This is a genomic window from Sphingobium scionense (assembly GCF_014197035.1).
Taxonomy (GTDB): domain Bacteria; phylum Pseudomonadota; class Alphaproteobacteria; order Sphingomonadales; family Sphingomonadaceae; genus Sphingobium; species Sphingobium scionense.
Genome location: NZ_JACIEU010000002.1, coordinates 269,883 through 285,081 on the forward strand (window position 1 = coordinate 269,883; position 15,199 = coordinate 285,081).

Consider the following 15,199-nt stretch of genomic DNA (forward strand, 5'->3'; position numbering starts at 1 on the left):
CCATGTGGAACGCCCCTCCGGCTGTCGTCTCAAGCATTCGAAATCGTCCGACGTCCGAATCCGGGGCCGAGCGAAGGCGCGCCTATGACGGAAAAGCGGGGGAAAGGCAAGCGGCATCGGTGCAGATACGGGCGGCAGCGGCCCTGCTTGCAGTCAGGCTTCACCTGTCTCTATCCTGCCCTCCAGAAAAAGAGAAGGAGAGACGGATGGCGGTCGCGATTGCGGCACTGGCGCTGATATTGCTGATGCTGGCGGCCTATCGCGGCATGAGTGTGATCCTGATGGCCCCATTGCTGGCGATGCTGGCGGTGTTTTTGACCGATCCGGCGGCGGTGCCTACGGCCTTTTCCGGCCTGTTCATGGACAAGGTCGCCACGTTCCTGAAACTCTATTTCCCGGTCTTCCTGCTGGGTGCGCTGTTTGGCAAGCTGGTCGAGATATCGGGCTTTTCCCGTGCGATCGTGACGGCCGTGATCGGCTTTGTCGGCGCGGGGCGGGCGATCCCGGCGATCATGATCGTGACGGCGCTGCTGACCTATGGCGGCGTGTCGGTGTTCGTCGCGGTCTTTGCCGTCTATCCCTTCGCCGCCGAGATGTTCCGCCGCGCCGACATCCCCAAGCGGCTGGTGCCCGCGACCATCGGCCTTGGCGCGCTGACCTTCACCATGGATGCGCTGCCCGGCACGCCGCAGATTCAGAATGTCATTCCGGCCAGCTTCTTTGGCACCACCGCCTGGGCGGCGCCGGTGCTGGGCGTGATCGGATCGGTCGTGATCGCGGCGGCGGGCCTTGCCTATCTTAACTGGCGGCGCCGGGCGATGGCGGCCGCGGGGGAAGGCTATGGCGCGCCCGAGACGCTGGTCAACGAACCTGATCGGCAGGAGGCGGCGGTGACCGTCCATCCGCTGGTCGCACTGCTGCCGCTGCTGGTGGTGGGGCTGGGCAATCTGGCGCTGACGTTGATAATCCCGCGCATCACCGGCGGGGCGGAGACGGTGAGCATTCGGCTGGCGGGGCTGCCCGATCCGGTGACAGCGAAAGTGACACAACAAGCAGCACTCTGGGCGGTGGAGGGGGCGCTGCTGATGGGCATCGCCACCATCCTGATCTTCGCTTTCCCGGTCGTGGCGCGGCGCTTTGCGGAAGGATCGAAGGCGGCGGTCGGCGGCGCCTTGCTGGCGGGGATGAACACGGCGGTCGAATATGGCTTTGGCGGGGTGATCGCGGCGCTGCCGGGTTTCCTGGTGGTGAAGGACGCGCTGAAGGCGGTGCCCAACCCGCTGATCAACGAAGCTATAACGGTGACAACTCTGGCCGGCATCACCGGATCGGCGTCGGGCGGGTTGTCGATCGCGCTGGCGGCGATGGCGGACCAGTTCGTGGCGGCGGGCGATGCGGCCGGTATCCCGCGCGAAGTGCTGCACCGGGTCGCGTCGATGGCATCGGGGGGCATGGACAGCCTGCCGCATAATGGCGCGGTCATCACCCTGCTGGCGGTGACGGGCCTCACCCATCGGCAGGCCTATAAGGACATATTCGCGCTGACGCTCATCAAGACCATGACCGTCTTCGTCGTGATCGCCGTTTATTATCTGACTGGCCTGGTCTGAACGCGAAAACGCCCCGGAGCGGTGGCTCCAGGGCGCTTTTCAGGACATGGTGTGCTTAGCGGATGGCGCCGGCGACCACTGCGCCGATGATCCCGCTGGTGATGGCGACCAGCACTGCGTCATTGCCCGAGCGGACCCAGTGATAGCCGCGCGGCGGGGCCGACAGGCGATAGCCGCGATAATTGTCGACGACCCGATAATTGCTTGCCTGGCGGCGGTCGAAGCGCTGGCCCTTGGCCCAGCGATGGTCGTTGCGCACGACCGTCTTCTTCTGGACGACGGTGCGGTGCGGCGTCTGCTTCACGACCCGGACGGTCTCGCGATGGGGCGCGGCCTGGGCCTGGGCGGTGACGATCGGGCTGGCGGCAACGGCGGTGGCGGCCAGGGCCAGGATGATCTTCTTGAACATGTCTTCACTCCTCTTGTTTCAATCGAGGGCGCCGCTTCCGGCGTCGAAGACAGAGATAGGCCGCGCTTGTCGCAAGCCTGTCCCAAGGGTGGGGCGAGTTTGTCGGAAATTGTATCAAAAGCCGATTTAACCTGAATATCGGTTCATAAATGGCGCTTTTTCAATATCTTGCGCGACTCACAGCATCAGCGAGATGGCATTGCCGAAATTGTGCAGCAGGATCGGCAGCAGCAGGCTGCCGGTGCGCAGGCGCAGCCAGACGGCGAGCAGCGAGGGGATGGCGGTGAGCGCCATCACGACGGGATCGAAGCTGAAATGGCCGCCGGAATAGCCGAACGCATGGGCGAGGCCGAACAGGCCGCAGGACAGTAAGGCGCCCCAGCCCCAGTCGACGCCCAGGAAGCGGACCCGGCGGGTAAAGGCGCGATCGAGCGCGAAAAGCAGGATGCCGCGATAAAAGGGTTCTTCCTCCAGCCCCGGCATGGTGAGTTGAAAGGCGATTTCCTCGGCACTGCTGGGATCATCGGGGAAATAGAGGGCGAGCGCGGTGAAGAAGGCGCAATAGAGCAGGGCGACGGGCAGGGCGGCGGTCAGGCTGCCGCGCGCCTGCTGAAGGGTGAGGCCGACCCGCTTCCAGCCGAAGGTAGGCAGGGATGCGATCAGCAAGGTGAGGATGAGAGCCAGCAACTTGCCCTGCCAGTTCCAGTCGGCGGCAGGGATCAGGTCGGGGATATGGCGATAGGCGCGGGTCAGCAGCGCGTCATTGGCAGCGACCAAAGCGGCGGCGACCAGCAGCCAGCCGGGGCGAAAGCGGCGCCGGTCGATCAGGCCGATCGCGCCGCCTGCGGCCAGCAGCAGCGCCAGCGTGCCGAGCAGGCCGATGACGCCGTTCATGCGCGCCGCTCCGGCGCGCGGCGGCGGCTCAGTCGGCGGAGGCGGGCAGGGGCGTGGCGGTGACGGTCATGCGGGCGAGCAGGATGGGATGATCCTTGCCCTCCAGCAATTGCGCCGTTTGCGGTGCCTGCGCGTCGGCAAAGGGGGTGAGGCTGACCCCGAGCAACAGTGCACTGCTGATGAGGCTGGCGGCGATCATCTTCATGGAGGCATTCCTTCCACGGCGCCAGAGCGGCGCCATGGAAGGAGGGATTAGGCAGAAGATGTCGCAGCATTATCCCGGATGACCGCCCTTTTGTCGGAAAATGTATCAGCCTATTCGTGCCGCAGCGCGTCGATCGGATTGAGGCTTGCCGCCCGGCGCGCCGGGAAATAGCCGAACACCACGCCGATCGCGGCCGAGAAGAGGAAGGCGATCAGGTTGACCTGGGGATCGAAGGTGAAGGGCACCTTCATCAGCGGCGCGATGCCGACCGACGCGATCAGGGCGATGACCAGACCGATGACGCCGCCCATGCAGGACAGCACGATCGCCTCCACCAAAAATTGCATCAGCACTTCGCGCGCGACCGCGCCGATGGCCAGGCGAATGCCGATCTCGCGGGTCCGTTCGGTCACCGATACCAGCATGATGTTCATGATACCGATGCCGCCGACCAGCAGCGAGATCGCCGCCACCGCCGCGACGATCTGGGTCAGGATGGTGGTTGTGCCGGTCAGCGTGTCGCTGATCTGCTTGGTGTCGAAGACGTTGAAATTATCCTCCGCGCCCGCCTTGATCTTGCGCCGTTCGCGCATCAGCTCTTCCAGGCTGCTCTGGACGGTCGAGGTGTCATAGGCGTCGTCGACCGCCACCATGATCTGGCTGATGTCGCGGTCGCCGGTGAAACGGCGCTGGACGAACTTGATCGGCATGACGACGACATCGTCCTGGTCGCCGAAACCGCCCTGGCCGCGCGTCGCCAGCACGCCGATCACCTGGCAGGATACGCCCTTGATGCGCATCCGCTTGCCGACGGGGTCGGCGCCCTGGAACAGGTTGGTGCGCACCGTATTGCCGATGATGCACACCGCCTTGCCGGCTTCCTCTTCCTCCGGCATGAACAGGCGCCCTTCGGCGACGTTCCAGGACTGGACCTGCGAATAGGCCGATGTCGTGCCATAGACGGTGGTCGACCAGTTATTGCCTTCATAGATGGCGGTGCCGCTCGACTGCACGATCGGCGCGACCGCGCGCACGCCGGTCAGCTGGTTTTCGATGACCGTGAGGTCGGCTTCCTTGAAATTGGGCGGGCGCGGGCCGCCGCCGCCACGGCCGAAACCCTGGCCGGGGCGCAGTTGCAGCACATTGGCACCCAGCGAGCTGATCTGTTCGCGCACGGCCGCGGTGGCACCATTGCCCAGCGTCACCATGGTCACGACCGCGGCGACGCCGATGATGATGCCCAGCGTCGTCAGGAAACTGCGCATCTTGTGCCGGTTGATCGCCCGGAAGGCGAGGATGACGGTCGTCCCGAGCATCAGCCGATCATTCCTTTCTGCGCCGCGCCCTGGCCGTCCTCGATCCGTTCGACCAGCCCGTCCTTGAAATGGACGATAGTGTGGGCAAAGGCGGCCATGTCCGGTTCGTGCGTGACCATCAGGACGGTGATCCCGCTATTCTGGTTGAGGTCGGTCAGCAATTGCATGATCTCCACCGACCGTTCGGAGTCGAGATTGCCGGTCGGTTCGTCCGCCAGCAGCACGTCGGGCTGGGTGACGATGGCGCGGGCGATCGCGACGCGCTGCTGCTGGCCGCCGGACAGTTCCGCCGGCGTATGGTCCCACCAGTCCTTCAGGCCCACCTTGTCGAGCGCGGCCATGCCCATGTCGTAGCGGGTCTTCTTGTCCTCGCCGCGATAGAGCAGGGGCAGTTCGACATTCTCCAGCGCGGTCGTGCGCGACAGCAGGTTGAAGCCCTGGAACACGAAGCCGAGATAGCGGCGGCGCAGCAGCGCGCGCTGGTCGCGGTCCAGCGTCTCGACATGGCGGCCCTTGAACAGGAATTCGCCGCCGGTGGGCACGTCGAGGCAGCCCAATATGTTCATCGTCGTCGACTTGCCCGAGCCCGAAGGCCCCATGACGGCGACGAAATCGCCCTGCGCAATGTCGAGATCAATGCCCTTGAGCGCCTGGAACGCCGTCGGGCCACTGCCGAAGATCTTGGTGATCCCCCGCAGCGAGATGATCGGGTCGGGGACCATCGGCTCAGGTTCCGCTCTGGCGGCCGGTGCCCCGGCTGCCCGTGCCGTTGCCCTGGGGGGTGTCGGGGCCAGGCGTGACCGGCGCGGTTTCGGGCGCTGCATCGCCTGAATTGCCGAGCGACTTGATGCTGGCCGGCTTGCCGTCAGCGGCCGGATTGCGCGGGCGGTCCTTGGTTCCGCCGGCGCCAGGATCGGCCTTCTGATCCTCGGCGGGCTGCTGCGCACCGGCGGCAAGCTGCCCGGTGATCACCTTCATGCCGGGCTTGAGGTCGCCGCCGGTGATGACGGTGCGGGTTCCGTCGCTGGCACCGACGGTCACCTGAACCGCCTTGGGATCGCCCTTTTCGTCCAGGACATAGAGGGTCTGGCTGCTACCCGCGCCGAAATTGACCTGGCGGTTGGCGCCGCTGCGGCGCATGCGGCCGGGGCCGGGCAGCACGCTGGTGATACCGCCACCCTGTGCTGCGGTGGCGGGCTTGAAGCGCAGCGCGCTGTTGGGCACCAGCAGCACGTCATGCAGTTCCTGGGTGACGATATCGGCGGTCGCGGTCATGCCCGGACGCAACGTCTCGTCCTGATTGTCGACCGACAGCACGGCGGTATAGGCGACGACCGTGCCGGTGGTGCTGGTGGTCGTGCTGGTCGATGAGGATGAACTGCTGCTGGAACTGTTCGATCCGACATTGACCCGCGTGACCTTCGCCGGGAAGGTACGGCCGGGGAAGGCGTCGACGGCGAAATTGGCGCTCTGGCCTTCCTTGACCTGGCCGACATCCGCTTCGTCCACCGATACCTCGACCTCCATCTGGGTCAGGTCTTCGGCGATGGTGAAGAGGACGGGCGCGTTCAGCGAAGCGGCGACGGTCTGGCCCGGCTCGATATCGCGTGACAGGACGACCCCGGTGACCGGCGAGACGATCTGGGCGATCGACAGGTTGGTCTGGGCGGTCGACAGCTGGGCGCGGGACACATCGACCTGGGCCTGCGACGATCGCAGCGTGGCAAGCGCCTGATTATAATCGGCGCGGGCGGCATCCAGTTCGGTCTTGGCCGGCACGCGGCCGCCGGAAAGCTGGAAGACGTTGAGCTGACGATCGAGCGTCGCCTTGGCCAGCGCGACTTGGGCCTGGGCCTGGGCAACGCCCGCCTGGGACGACGCGACCTGAGCCTTGTTCTGGTTGATCGTGTCTACCAGACGGCGGGTGTCCAGTTCAGCGAGCTTCTGCCCCTTGGTCACGCGATCATTGACGTCGACATAGACGGCGGTGATCTTGCCCGACTGTTCGGACCCCACATCGACCTGGTTGATGGGTTTCAGGTTGCCGGTGGCCGACACGCTGACCGTCAGATCGCCCTGACGCGCCTCCCGCGTGGCATAATTGGGCTTGTCGTCGCCGGCAAAGCAGCGGGCGACAAGCAGCACCAGGATCAGCAGCACGACGCCGATAATGCCGCGCATCACCCATTTGCGATGCGGCTTTTCCGGCGGGGCGCCCAGAAAATCGTTAAGGTTCTGATCGGGGCTGGCGTCATTGCTCATTGGGGCGGTCATCCATATTCTGCCAGCCGCCGCCCAGTGCATTGTAGAGCTGGGCGATGGCCAGGATCTCGTCCGATCGGGCGCTGGCAAGGCTGTTGCGGGCGTTCAGCAACGTGGTTTCGCTGCTGGACAGGGTCTGGAAGTCGATCAGGCCGGACTGATACTGGCTGCGCGCCAGGATCGCGGCATTGTTCGACGCTTCGTAAGCGGTGGCGAACTCGACCTTGCGCCGGCGCGCGCTGTCGAGCGAGGCCATGCCATTTTCGACATCCTCCAGCGCGCCGAGCACGCTCTGCTTGTAGGCGGCGAAGGCGGCATCGGTCGCCGCCTTCTGCGCGCGGACCTGCGAGGCGAGGCGGCCACCATCGAAGATGGTCTGGGCGACATTGGCAAAGACGCCGCCGGTGATGAGGTCGAACAGGTTTTTGAAGGCGTTCGAGGTTGTGCCGATATTGCCGCTGATGCCGAGCGAGGGATAGAGCTGCGCCTGGGCGACGCCGATCCGCGCGGTGGCGGCGGCCAGCGCCCGTTCGGCCGACCGCACATCGGGCCGCTGACGCAGCGTATCTGCGGGAATGCCGGTCGCGATGTCGGTTGCGGCGGTCGGGATCGGCGCCGGCGTTTCGAGCGCGCGGGTTGCGTCGCCCGGCGCCTGGCCGGTCAGCACGGCGATGCGGTTGAGGCTGCCCTTCAGGCTGGCTTCGAGCTGCGGGATGGTGGCGTTGGTCTGGGCGAGCTGGGCCTTGGCCTGCTGCTCGTCGAGGGAGGACACCAGTCCGGCCTGCAGCCGCCAGCGGGCGATGTCGTAATTGTCCTGCTGCACCTTCTGCGTCTCGCGGGCGATGCGCAGCTGCTCTTGCGATGCGCGGGCCTGGACATAGTTGGTGACCAGTTCGGAAATGATGGTCATCCGCACATTGGCGAGGTCATAGCCCGACGCGGCGAGATCGGCTCGCGCGGCTTCGGCCGAGCGCGACAATTCGCCGAACAGGTCGATCTGCCAGCTGGCATTGGCGCCGGCCGAATAGCTGCTGGACCAGTTGCTGGCACCGGTGCTGATGACATTGCCGCTGTCGTCGACACGGGTGCCGCCGGCCTGGCTGCGATAATTCTTGCCGCCGCTGGCCGATCCGCTCACCTGCGGCAGGAAGGACGCATTGGCCTGGCGCAGCGACTCCCGCGCCTGTCGCAGCCGGGCCTGCGCCTGGACGATATCCAGATTGCCGGCGATCGCCTGGTCGATCAGGCCGCTCAGGGTCGGGTCATTGAGCCGCGTCCACCAGGTGGCGAGGGTGGCGTCGTCCAGCGCGGTGCCGCTGCCCTGGCTATAGCCGGCAGGCACGCCCAGCGCAGCGGATTGCGGCGCGTGATAGTTCGGCCCCGCCGCGCAGGCGGACAGGGCGAGTACCGATCCCGTGAGCCATGCAATGCGATATCGCACCTTTTCCTTGCACTCCGTCGTCGTTAAAGGGGCCAGCAATATTCCCCCGGAGAGACAGGGGGCAGCTATGTCAGGTCGTTACGTGCCGAAAAGCCATGTACGCCTCAATGCCATATATGTCTCAAAGTGTAACGTGCGTGAATTCCCGTGTTTTTCCTTGAAAAAGCACCAGTAGATCAGAGGATGGAAGATGAGGGCATTTCTTTTCCCGGGCCAGGGTAGCCAGTCGGTCGGCATGGGCAAGGCGCTGGCCGAGGCAAGCCCGGCGGCGAAGGAACTGTTCCAGGAAGTCGATGACGCCCTGAAGCAGAACTTGTTCCGCATCATGGTGGAAGGCCCGGAAAGCGACCTGACCCTGACCGAGAACGCCCAGCCGGCGATCATGGCCAATGCGCTCGCCACGCTGCGCGTGATGCAGCGTGAAGGCGGTTTCAGCCTGGCCGACAAGGGCGATTATGTCGCGGGCCACAGCCTTGGCGAATATAGCGCGCTCTGCGCTGTCGAGGCGTTCGACCTTGGCACCACCGCCCGCCTGCTGAAATTGCGCGGTCAGGCGATGCAGGCCGCCGTGCCGGTGGGCGAGGGCGCGATGGCCGCGCTGCTGGGCGCCGACATCGAAAAGGCGCAGGCGCTGGCCGATGCCGCCGCCGAAGGCGAAGTCTGCACCGTCGCCAACGACAATGATCCGAGCCAGGTCGTCATTTCCGGCCACAAGGGTGCGATCGAGCGCGCCGTCGCGCTGGTCAAGGATTATGGCATCAAGCGCGGCGTGCTGCTGCCGGTGTCGGCGCCCTTCCACTGCCCGCTGATGCAGCCCGCCGCCGACGTGATGGCGCAAGCACTGGCAAAGGCGACGATCAACGCGCCGCTGCTGCCGGTCTATGCCAATGTGCTGGCCGCGCCGATCAGCGACCCCGCCGACATTCGCGAGCGTCTGGTTGAGCAGGTCACCGGCCGCGTCCGCTGGCGCGAGTCGATCGGTGCGATGTGGGATGCGGGTGTCACCGATTTCGTCGAACTGGGCGGCAAGGTGCTCGGCCCGATGGTCAAGCGCATCGCGCCGGACGCCACCGTGCGCAGCGTGGTGACGATGGACGATATCGAGGCGGTGCTGGGCGCGCTGTGAGCGAGAGTCCGGTCCTTACTCACCGCGACGGGGCCGTCCTGACGGTCACGCTGAACCTGCCCGACCGGCGCAACCCCATCTCCGATCCGGCGATGGTGGATGCGCTGTGCGAAGTGCTCGAGGCGGCAGACCGGGACGCGAGCATCCATGTCGCGATCCTGACCGGGGCGGGCAGTGCCTTTTCCTCGGGCGGCGATCTCAACGCGATGCGGCCGGATGCCGGGGGGCTGCGCGCCAGTCTGCCGGCGCAGACGCGGCGCAATTATCGCGCGGGCATCCAGCGCCTGCCTCTGTTGTTCCAGGCGATCGAACTGCCGGTGATCGCGGCGGTCAATGGCCCGGCGATCGGCGCGGGGCTGGACCTGGCCTGCATGTGCGACCTGCGCATCGCGGGCGAGAGCGCGCGCTTTGCCGAAAGCTTCGTGAAGCTCGGCCTCGTCTCCGGGGATGGCGGGGCCTGGCTGCTGCCGCGCATCATCGGCTTTTCCAAGGCATCGCAACTCTCGCTGACCGGCGAAACGATCGGCGCGGGCGAGGCACTGCGGATCGGGCTGGTCGGCGATGTCGTGCCCGACGCGGACTTGATGACGGTGGCGCGGGCGCAGGCCGATGCCATCGCCGCCAATCCGCCGCATGCGACGCGGATGACCAAGCGGCTGCTACGTGCGGCGCAGACGGCCGAACTTTCACAAATATTGGAAATGGCGGGCGCCATGCAGGCACTGGCCCATGCGACCGCGGATCATGACGAGGCGATCACCGCCTTCTTCGACCGCCGGCCGCCACACTTCAAGGGAGATTAGAATGTTCGATCTGACGGGAATGACCGCGCTGGTGACTGGCGCTTCGGGGGGCATTGGTTTTGAAATTGCGCGCGCTCTTATGCGACAGGGCGCAAAAGTCGCGCTTTCTGGCACTAGTGAGGAAAAGCTCTCTGCTGCGCGGGAACGGACGCAGGTGTTGCGCGATGGGGAGGCGGTCCACTTTTCTGTTGATGGGTTCGATGGAAGCTCAATCGAACATCCGATTCTGCCGTGCAACCTGTCCGATCCGGCCGCCGTCGATGCGCTGGTGCCACAGGCGGTGGAAGCGCTGGGCGGCAAGCTCGACATCCTGGTCAATAATGCGGGCATCACCCGCGACAATTTGATCCTGCGCATGAAGGACGAGGAATGGTCGCAGGTGATCGCGGTCAATCTGGAAGCCGCCTTCCGCCTGTGCCGCGCCGCCGCCAAGCCGATGATGAAGGCGCGCTTTGGCCGCATCATTTCGATCACCTCGGTCGTGGGTGTTACCGGCAATCCGGGCCAGTCCAACTATTGCGCGTCGAAGGCGGGCATCATCGGCATGTCCAAGTCGCTGGGCCAGGAACTGGCGAGCCGCGGCATCACCGTCAACTGCGTGGCGCCGGGCTTCATCCGTTCGGCCATGACCGATGCGCTGAACGATGCGCAGAAGGGCACGATCCTGGCCAAGATCCCGGTCGGGGACCTGGGCGATGGCGACGATATCGGCGCGGCGGTCGCCTATCTGGCGAGCAAGGAAGCGGGCTATGTCAACGGCCAGACCCTGCACGTCAACGGCGGCATGGCGATGATCTGACCGACGGCCCGGTCAGGCGATCTTCGTCCGGCCGGGCAGACTATAAGCGAGCGCGCCGTCCAGCAGGATGGCGCGCCGCATCGCCAGCGCCAGCACCGCGATCGCGGCGATCAAATTGACCGGCACATGGGTCCATTCCGACACGGCCCGGCCGAACAGCGGCGCCATCCAGGCATAGGCGAGCCAACTGCGTTCCCAGGGAAGCGGGCCGCGCTTGCCCATGTCGGCCGCGACGAAGGCGATCGCCATCCCCAGCAGCACATAGTCATAGTCGAGGACATAGGGCGTGCAGAGCAGCGCGGCGCTGAGCGCGGCGGCCCCTCGCACTTCCATCGTCCCGCGGCGGGCGACCAGCGCGGCGATAGCGATGGCGATGGCCGTCACCAGGCCCTGGACCACATAGGCGGCTGGAATGCTGCCGCCCCACTGGCGAAGGGCGGCAAAGGGGCTCTGGATCTTTTCCCAGCCGGTGGCGCCATTTTCGATGATGATATGCTGCGTCAGCGGTAGAGAATCGATGAAGGCCTGCCACACCGGCCAGCCCCAGATCAGCAATGTCAGCAGGCACAGGCCGACCGAGGTCAGGCCGGCGGCCAGGAAGGCGCGGACATTGCCACGCGCGATGATCAGCACCGGGATCAGCACGGCAAATTGCGGTTTGTAGACCAATGCGCCTAGCAGCATGCCGGCGATCCACGGGCGTCGGTCGAGCAGGGCCATGCCGCCGCCCAGCAGGCCGGCGGTCATAAAGGCATTCTGGCCATGGCCCAGGCACACCATCACCACCGGTGCGCCGAGCGTGATGAGCAGGGCGTCGCGCTGACCCGGCAGGACATGGCGGACGACCAGCAATGCGCCGGCAAGCGTCAATCCCTGCCACAGGATGAGGGCAGGGACATAGGGGATTTGCGCCAGCAGCGTGGCCAGGATCAGGAACGGCGGGGGATAGTGCCAGCCATAGAAGGGAATGGCGGGATCATGATGGACCGCCTTCTGCACCGCATGATGGGCAGGCCAGTTCCATGCCCGCGCGGCCTGGCCATGGTCGGCCATCCATCCCGCCGTCCAGACGTCGGAAAAGTCGGTGCCGAGCGGGCGTCCGAGCGAATCTACCGTGCCATGGGCCGTCGCGAACAGGTATGTTAGGCCGATCAACGTCGCTGCCAGCATCAACCAGGCGGTCATTCGGACCCTCTCGGGGGTGATGAGATGGTCGGGGCACAGGCGGGCGATCATGGCTATTTGCTGGCACAAGCGGCTGAAATTTTGGTAAACAAGTCCTTGTTTCCGGGTTTTTTCGGCCTTTTTGTTGCCGAAAGGTGCCTGCCGCTCCATCTTGGGGCTTGGCGGCCTTGCCTCTTGCCTCTATCGGGGCTTGGCACTAGGGCAATGCCTTAACGGTTATTCAGAACCACCAACGATACCCAGTAAGAAGGACCACTCATGAGTGAGACCGCGGATCGCGTAAAGAAAATCGTCGTCGAGCATCTGGGCGTTGAAGCCGAGAAGGTGACCGAGGACGCCAGCTTCATCGACGATCTGGGCGCAGACAGCCTGGACATCGTGGAACTGGTTATGGCGTTCGAAGAAGAGTTCGGCGTCGAAATCCCTGACGATGCGGCCGAGAAGATCGCCACCGTCAAGGACGCGATCGACTATATCGACAGCAAGGCCTAAGGGCTTCGCGGCCTGCCTATGTGGTGGGCCGCCCTCCTTGCACAAGGATTGGCTCCTCCTGTCCGGTGATCCCGGAGCTTGGGGAGCCTTTTCGTATCTGGTCTGCCGTTCACAAGTGCGTGTGGAACGCCTAGATGGGCGGTACGGAACCAAAAATTGGAATTTCGGAGCAAGCATATGCGTCGCGTCGTTGTAACCGGCCTTGGCATGGTGAGTCCGCTTGGCGGGGATGTCGAAACCACCTGGAAGAACATCATCGCGTCGAAATCCGGCGCGGCGACGATTGCCCGGTTCGATGCCACCGATTATAAATGCCGCATCGCCTGCGAGGTGAAGCCGGCGGATCATGAATATGGCTATGACGCTTCGATCGACGTCGATCACAAGATCCAGCGTCAGGTCGATCCGTTCATCGTCTATGGCATTTCCGCCGCCAGCCAGGCGCTGCGCGATGCGGGCCTCGACAATATGTCGGAAGAAGAGCGCCTGCGCGCGGGCTGTTCGATCGGCTCGGGCATCGGTGGCTTGCCGGGTATCGAAAGCGAATCGCTGGTGCTGGCCAACAAGGGGCCGAACCGCGTTTCGCCGCACTTCGTCCATGGTCGCCTGATCAATCTGATCTCGGGTCAGGTGTCGATCAAATACGGCCTGATGGGGCCGAACCATGCGGTCGTCACCGCCTGCTCGACCGGTGCCCACTCGATCGGCGACGCCGCGCGCATGATCGCGATGGACGATGCCGACGTGATGCTGGCCGGTGGCGCGGAAAGCGCGATCTGCCCGATCGGCATCGCTGGCTTCGCGCAGGCGCGTGCCCTGTCGACCGGCTTCAACGACACGCCGGAAAAGGCGTCGCGTCCCTATGACGTCAACCGTGACGGCTTCGTCATGGGCGAAGGCGCGGGCGTGGTCGTGCTGGAAGAATATGAACATGCCAAGAAGCGTGGCGCGAAAATCTATGCCGAAGTCATCGGCTATGGCCTGACCGGCGACGCCTATCATGTCACCGCGCCCCATCCGGAAGGCAATGGCGGCTTCCGCTCGATGCAGATGGCGCTCAAGCGTTCGGGCCTCGCGCTGGAAGATATCGATTATGTGAACGCGCATGGCACCTCGACCCCGCTGGGCGACGAACTGGAACTGGGCGCGGTCAAGCGCCTGTTTGGCGATCACCTCGGCAGCATGTCCATGTCGTCGACCAAGTCGGCGATCGGCCACCTGCTGGGCGGCGCGGGCGCGGTGGAGAGCATCTTCTGCATCCTCGCCATGCGCGACCAGATCGTGCCGCCGACGCTCAACCTCGACGAGCCGAGCGAAAGCTGCAAGGGCGTGGACCTCGTCCCGCATGTGGCCAAGGAGCGCAAGGTGCGCGCGGTGCTGAACAACTCGTTCGGCTTCGGCGGCACCAACGCCTCGCTCATCATGAAGGCGATCTGACCTTCCAATCCTCCCCTGCAAAGGGGAGGTGGCAGGCCGAAGGCCTGACGGAGGGGTATCACCCTATCGATAGCGGGATACCTTTCCACCACGCCCTTCGGGCGCGGTCCCCCTCCCCCAATGGGGGAGGATCATGTAAGCCATAGCCGGTGGGCATTATTTGGGTCGGGTAGTTGGGATGATGGCAAGACGATCCGGCGCAAATCCGGTGCGGCAACTGGGCTGCATCATCCTTCTGATCGGCCTGGCCGTCGTCGCCTTTGTCGGCTTCCGTTTCGTCCATGGCTGGACCGAGACGGGGCCGGCCCCCCAGGATATCAGCATCGTCGTGCCGGAGGGATCGACCCTGTCCGATGCCGCGGTGCTGCTGAAATCGGCCGGCGCGGTGCGTTCGGCCGATGCCTTCCTGACCCGCGCGAAGGTCTTTGGCGGCGCCAAGCCGATCAAGGCCGGGGAGTTCGTGGTGCCCAAGGGCGCCAGCAACCGCGAGATATTGTCGATCCTGCAGGGCGGCAAGACGCTGACCCGGCTGGTCACCATCCCCGAAGGCATGCCGTCGATCCTGGTGCAGGAACGGCTGATGGCCAATGACGAGCTGACCGGCGATGTCGCGGTGCCGCAGGAGGGCAGCGTGCTGCCCGACAGCTATGCCTTCGACAAGGGCGAGCCGCGCGCTGCGGTGCTGAAGCGCATGCAGGCGGCGATGGACAAGGCGCTGGCCAAGCTCTGGGCCGAACGCGCCCCCAATACGATCGCCAAGTCGCCCCAGGAGGCGATCATCCTCGCCTCGATCGTCGAGAAGGAAACCGCGATCGCCAAGGAGCGGCCGATGGTCGCCGGCGTCTACAGCAACCGCCTGCGCAAGAATATGATGCTGCAGGCCGACCCGACGATCATCTATCCGATCACCAGGGGCAAGCCGCTTGGCCGCCGGATCAAGAAGTCCGAGATCGCCGACGTCAACGATTACAACACCTATGCCATGACCGGCCTGCCCAAGGGACCGATCGCCAATCCCGGTCGCCTGTCCATCCTGGCGGTGCTGCACCCGGCCGAAACCAACGCGCTCTATTTCGTCGCGGACGGGAAGGGCGGCCATATTTTCGCCGACACCTATCAGCAGCATAATGAGAATGTGCGCAAATGGTTTGAGATCCGGCGCGCGCGGGGCGAGCTGTAAGCGCAGCTTGAGGCGTTGATAGCCGGGCTTGCCATGAGCT

General features: G+C 65.0%; 15 protein-coding genes. 7 read left to right on the forward strand and 8 right to left on the reverse strand.

The annotated features are described in order from the left end of the window. The first annotated feature begins 206 nt into the window (after nucleotides 1-206). Nucleotides 207-1,610 (forward strand): GntP family permease, encoded by a 1,404-nt coding sequence (locus GGQ90_RS03205; RefSeq protein ID WP_188080792.1) that lies wholly within the window; start codon nucleotides 207-209, stop codon nucleotides 1,608-1,610. A 55-nt stretch (nucleotides 1,611-1,665) separates the two neighbouring features. Here GGQ90_RS03205 and GGQ90_RS03210 read toward each other — a convergent pair whose 3' ends face one another. The 7 genes from GGQ90_RS03210 to GGQ90_RS03240 all read right to left on the reverse strand — a co-directional run bounded on the left by GGQ90_RS03210 (nucleotide 1,666) and on the right by GGQ90_RS03240 (nucleotide 8,137). Then, entirely contained in the window at nucleotides 1,666-2,019 is a 354-nt protein-coding gene (locus tag GGQ90_RS03210; protein ID WP_188080793.1) for an RcnB family protein, read from the reverse strand. A 177-nt stretch (nucleotides 2,020-2,196) separates the two neighbouring features. Further along, nucleotides 2,197-2,913, reverse strand: coding sequence for a CPBP family intramembrane glutamic endopeptidase, BDIM_20840 family (locus GGQ90_RS03215; RefSeq protein ID WP_188080794.1), 717 nt, complete (start codon nucleotides 2,911-2,913; stop codon nucleotides 2,197-2,199). A gap of 28 nt (nucleotides 2,914-2,941) precedes the next feature. Beyond that, a complete protein-coding gene (locus tag GGQ90_RS03220) occupies nucleotides 2,942-3,118 on the reverse strand; it encodes a hypothetical protein (RefSeq protein ID WP_188080795.1) in 177 nt (58 codons plus the stop codon). A gap of 110 nt (nucleotides 3,119-3,228) precedes the next feature. Then, on the reverse strand, nucleotides 3,229-4,434 hold the full coding sequence (locus GGQ90_RS03225; RefSeq protein ID WP_007708829.1) for an ABC transporter permease: 1,206 nt from the start codon (nucleotides 4,432-4,434) through the stop codon (nucleotides 3,229-3,231). After that, nucleotides 4,434-5,156 carry an ABC transporter ATP-binding protein gene (locus tag GGQ90_RS03230; protein WP_188080796.1) on the reverse strand — a complete coding sequence of 241 codons (723 nt, stop codon included), beginning with the start codon at nucleotides 5,154-5,156 and terminating at the stop codon, nucleotides 4,434-4,436. Before GGQ90_RS03230 ends, GGQ90_RS03225 begins: the two co-directional genes overlap by 1 nt. Before the next feature lie 4 nt (nucleotides 5,157-5,160). Further along, the gene (locus GGQ90_RS03235; RefSeq protein ID WP_188080797.1) at nucleotides 5,161-6,696 is read right to left on the reverse strand and encodes an efflux RND transporter periplasmic adaptor subunit; all 1,536 of its coding nucleotides are present in this window, start codon (nucleotides 6,694-6,696) and stop codon (nucleotides 5,161-5,163) included. Beyond that, nucleotides 6,686-8,137: an efflux transporter outer membrane subunit gene (locus GGQ90_RS03240; RefSeq protein WP_188080798.1), complete on the reverse strand. Its 1,452-nt coding sequence runs from the start codon at nucleotides 8,135-8,137 to the stop codon at nucleotides 6,686-6,688. The genes GGQ90_RS03235 and GGQ90_RS03240 overlap by 11 nt, the downstream gene beginning before the upstream one ends. A 190-nt stretch (nucleotides 8,138-8,327) precedes the next feature. On the opposite strand from GGQ90_RS03240, the gene fabD reads away from it, so the two are divergent. Genes fabD through fabG form a run of 3 tightly spaced genes read left to right on the forward strand, consistent with a single transcriptional unit; the run spans nucleotide 8,328 to nucleotide 10,865 of the window. Next, entirely contained in the window at nucleotides 8,328-9,263 is a 936-nt protein-coding gene (fabD, locus tag GGQ90_RS03245; RefSeq protein WP_188080799.1) for an ACP S-malonyltransferase, read from the forward strand. Next, the gene (locus tag GGQ90_RS03250; protein ID WP_188080800.1) at nucleotides 9,260-10,066 is read left to right on the forward strand and encodes a crotonase/enoyl-CoA hydratase family protein; all 807 of its coding nucleotides are present in this window, start codon (nucleotides 9,260-9,262) and stop codon (nucleotides 10,064-10,066) included. Before fabD ends, GGQ90_RS03250 begins: the two co-directional genes overlap by 4 nt. A gap of 1 nt (nucleotide 10,067) precedes the next feature. Further along, nucleotides 10,068-10,865: a 3-oxoacyl-[acyl-carrier-protein] reductase gene (fabG, locus tag GGQ90_RS03255; protein ID WP_188080801.1), complete on the forward strand. Its 798-nt coding sequence runs from the start codon at nucleotides 10,068-10,070 to the stop codon at nucleotides 10,863-10,865. Nucleotides 10,866-10,877: 12 nt separating this feature from the next. Here fabG and GGQ90_RS03260 read toward each other — a convergent pair whose 3' ends face one another. After that, nucleotides 10,878-12,101 carry a glycosyltransferase family 87 protein gene (locus tag GGQ90_RS03260; protein WP_188080802.1) on the reverse strand — a complete coding sequence of 408 codons (1,224 nt, stop codon included), beginning with the start codon at nucleotides 12,099-12,101 and terminating at the stop codon, nucleotides 10,878-10,880. 207 nt (nucleotides 12,102-12,308) lie between these two features. Between GGQ90_RS03260 and GGQ90_RS03265 the strand changes: the two genes are divergently transcribed. The 3 genes from GGQ90_RS03265 (at nucleotide 12,309) to mltG (ending at nucleotide 15,159) form a co-directional block, all read left to right on the forward strand. Then, nucleotides 12,309-12,542 (forward strand): acyl carrier protein, encoded by a 234-nt coding sequence (locus GGQ90_RS03265; RefSeq protein WP_004212096.1) that lies wholly within the window; start codon nucleotides 12,309-12,311, stop codon nucleotides 12,540-12,542. Between the two features lie 177 nt (nucleotides 12,543-12,719). After that, on the forward strand, nucleotides 12,720-13,979 hold the full coding sequence (gene fabF, locus GGQ90_RS03270) for a beta-ketoacyl-ACP synthase II (protein ID WP_188080803.1): 1,260 nt from the start codon (nucleotides 12,720-12,722) through the stop codon (nucleotides 13,977-13,979). Between the two features lie 208 nt (nucleotides 13,980-14,187). Next, nucleotides 14,188-15,159, forward strand: a complete 972-nt coding sequence (mltG, locus tag GGQ90_RS03275) for an endolytic transglycosylase MltG (RefSeq protein ID WP_188080877.1) — start codon at nucleotides 14,188-14,190, stop codon at nucleotides 15,157-15,159. Nucleotides 15,160-15,199 lie beyond the last annotated feature (40 nt).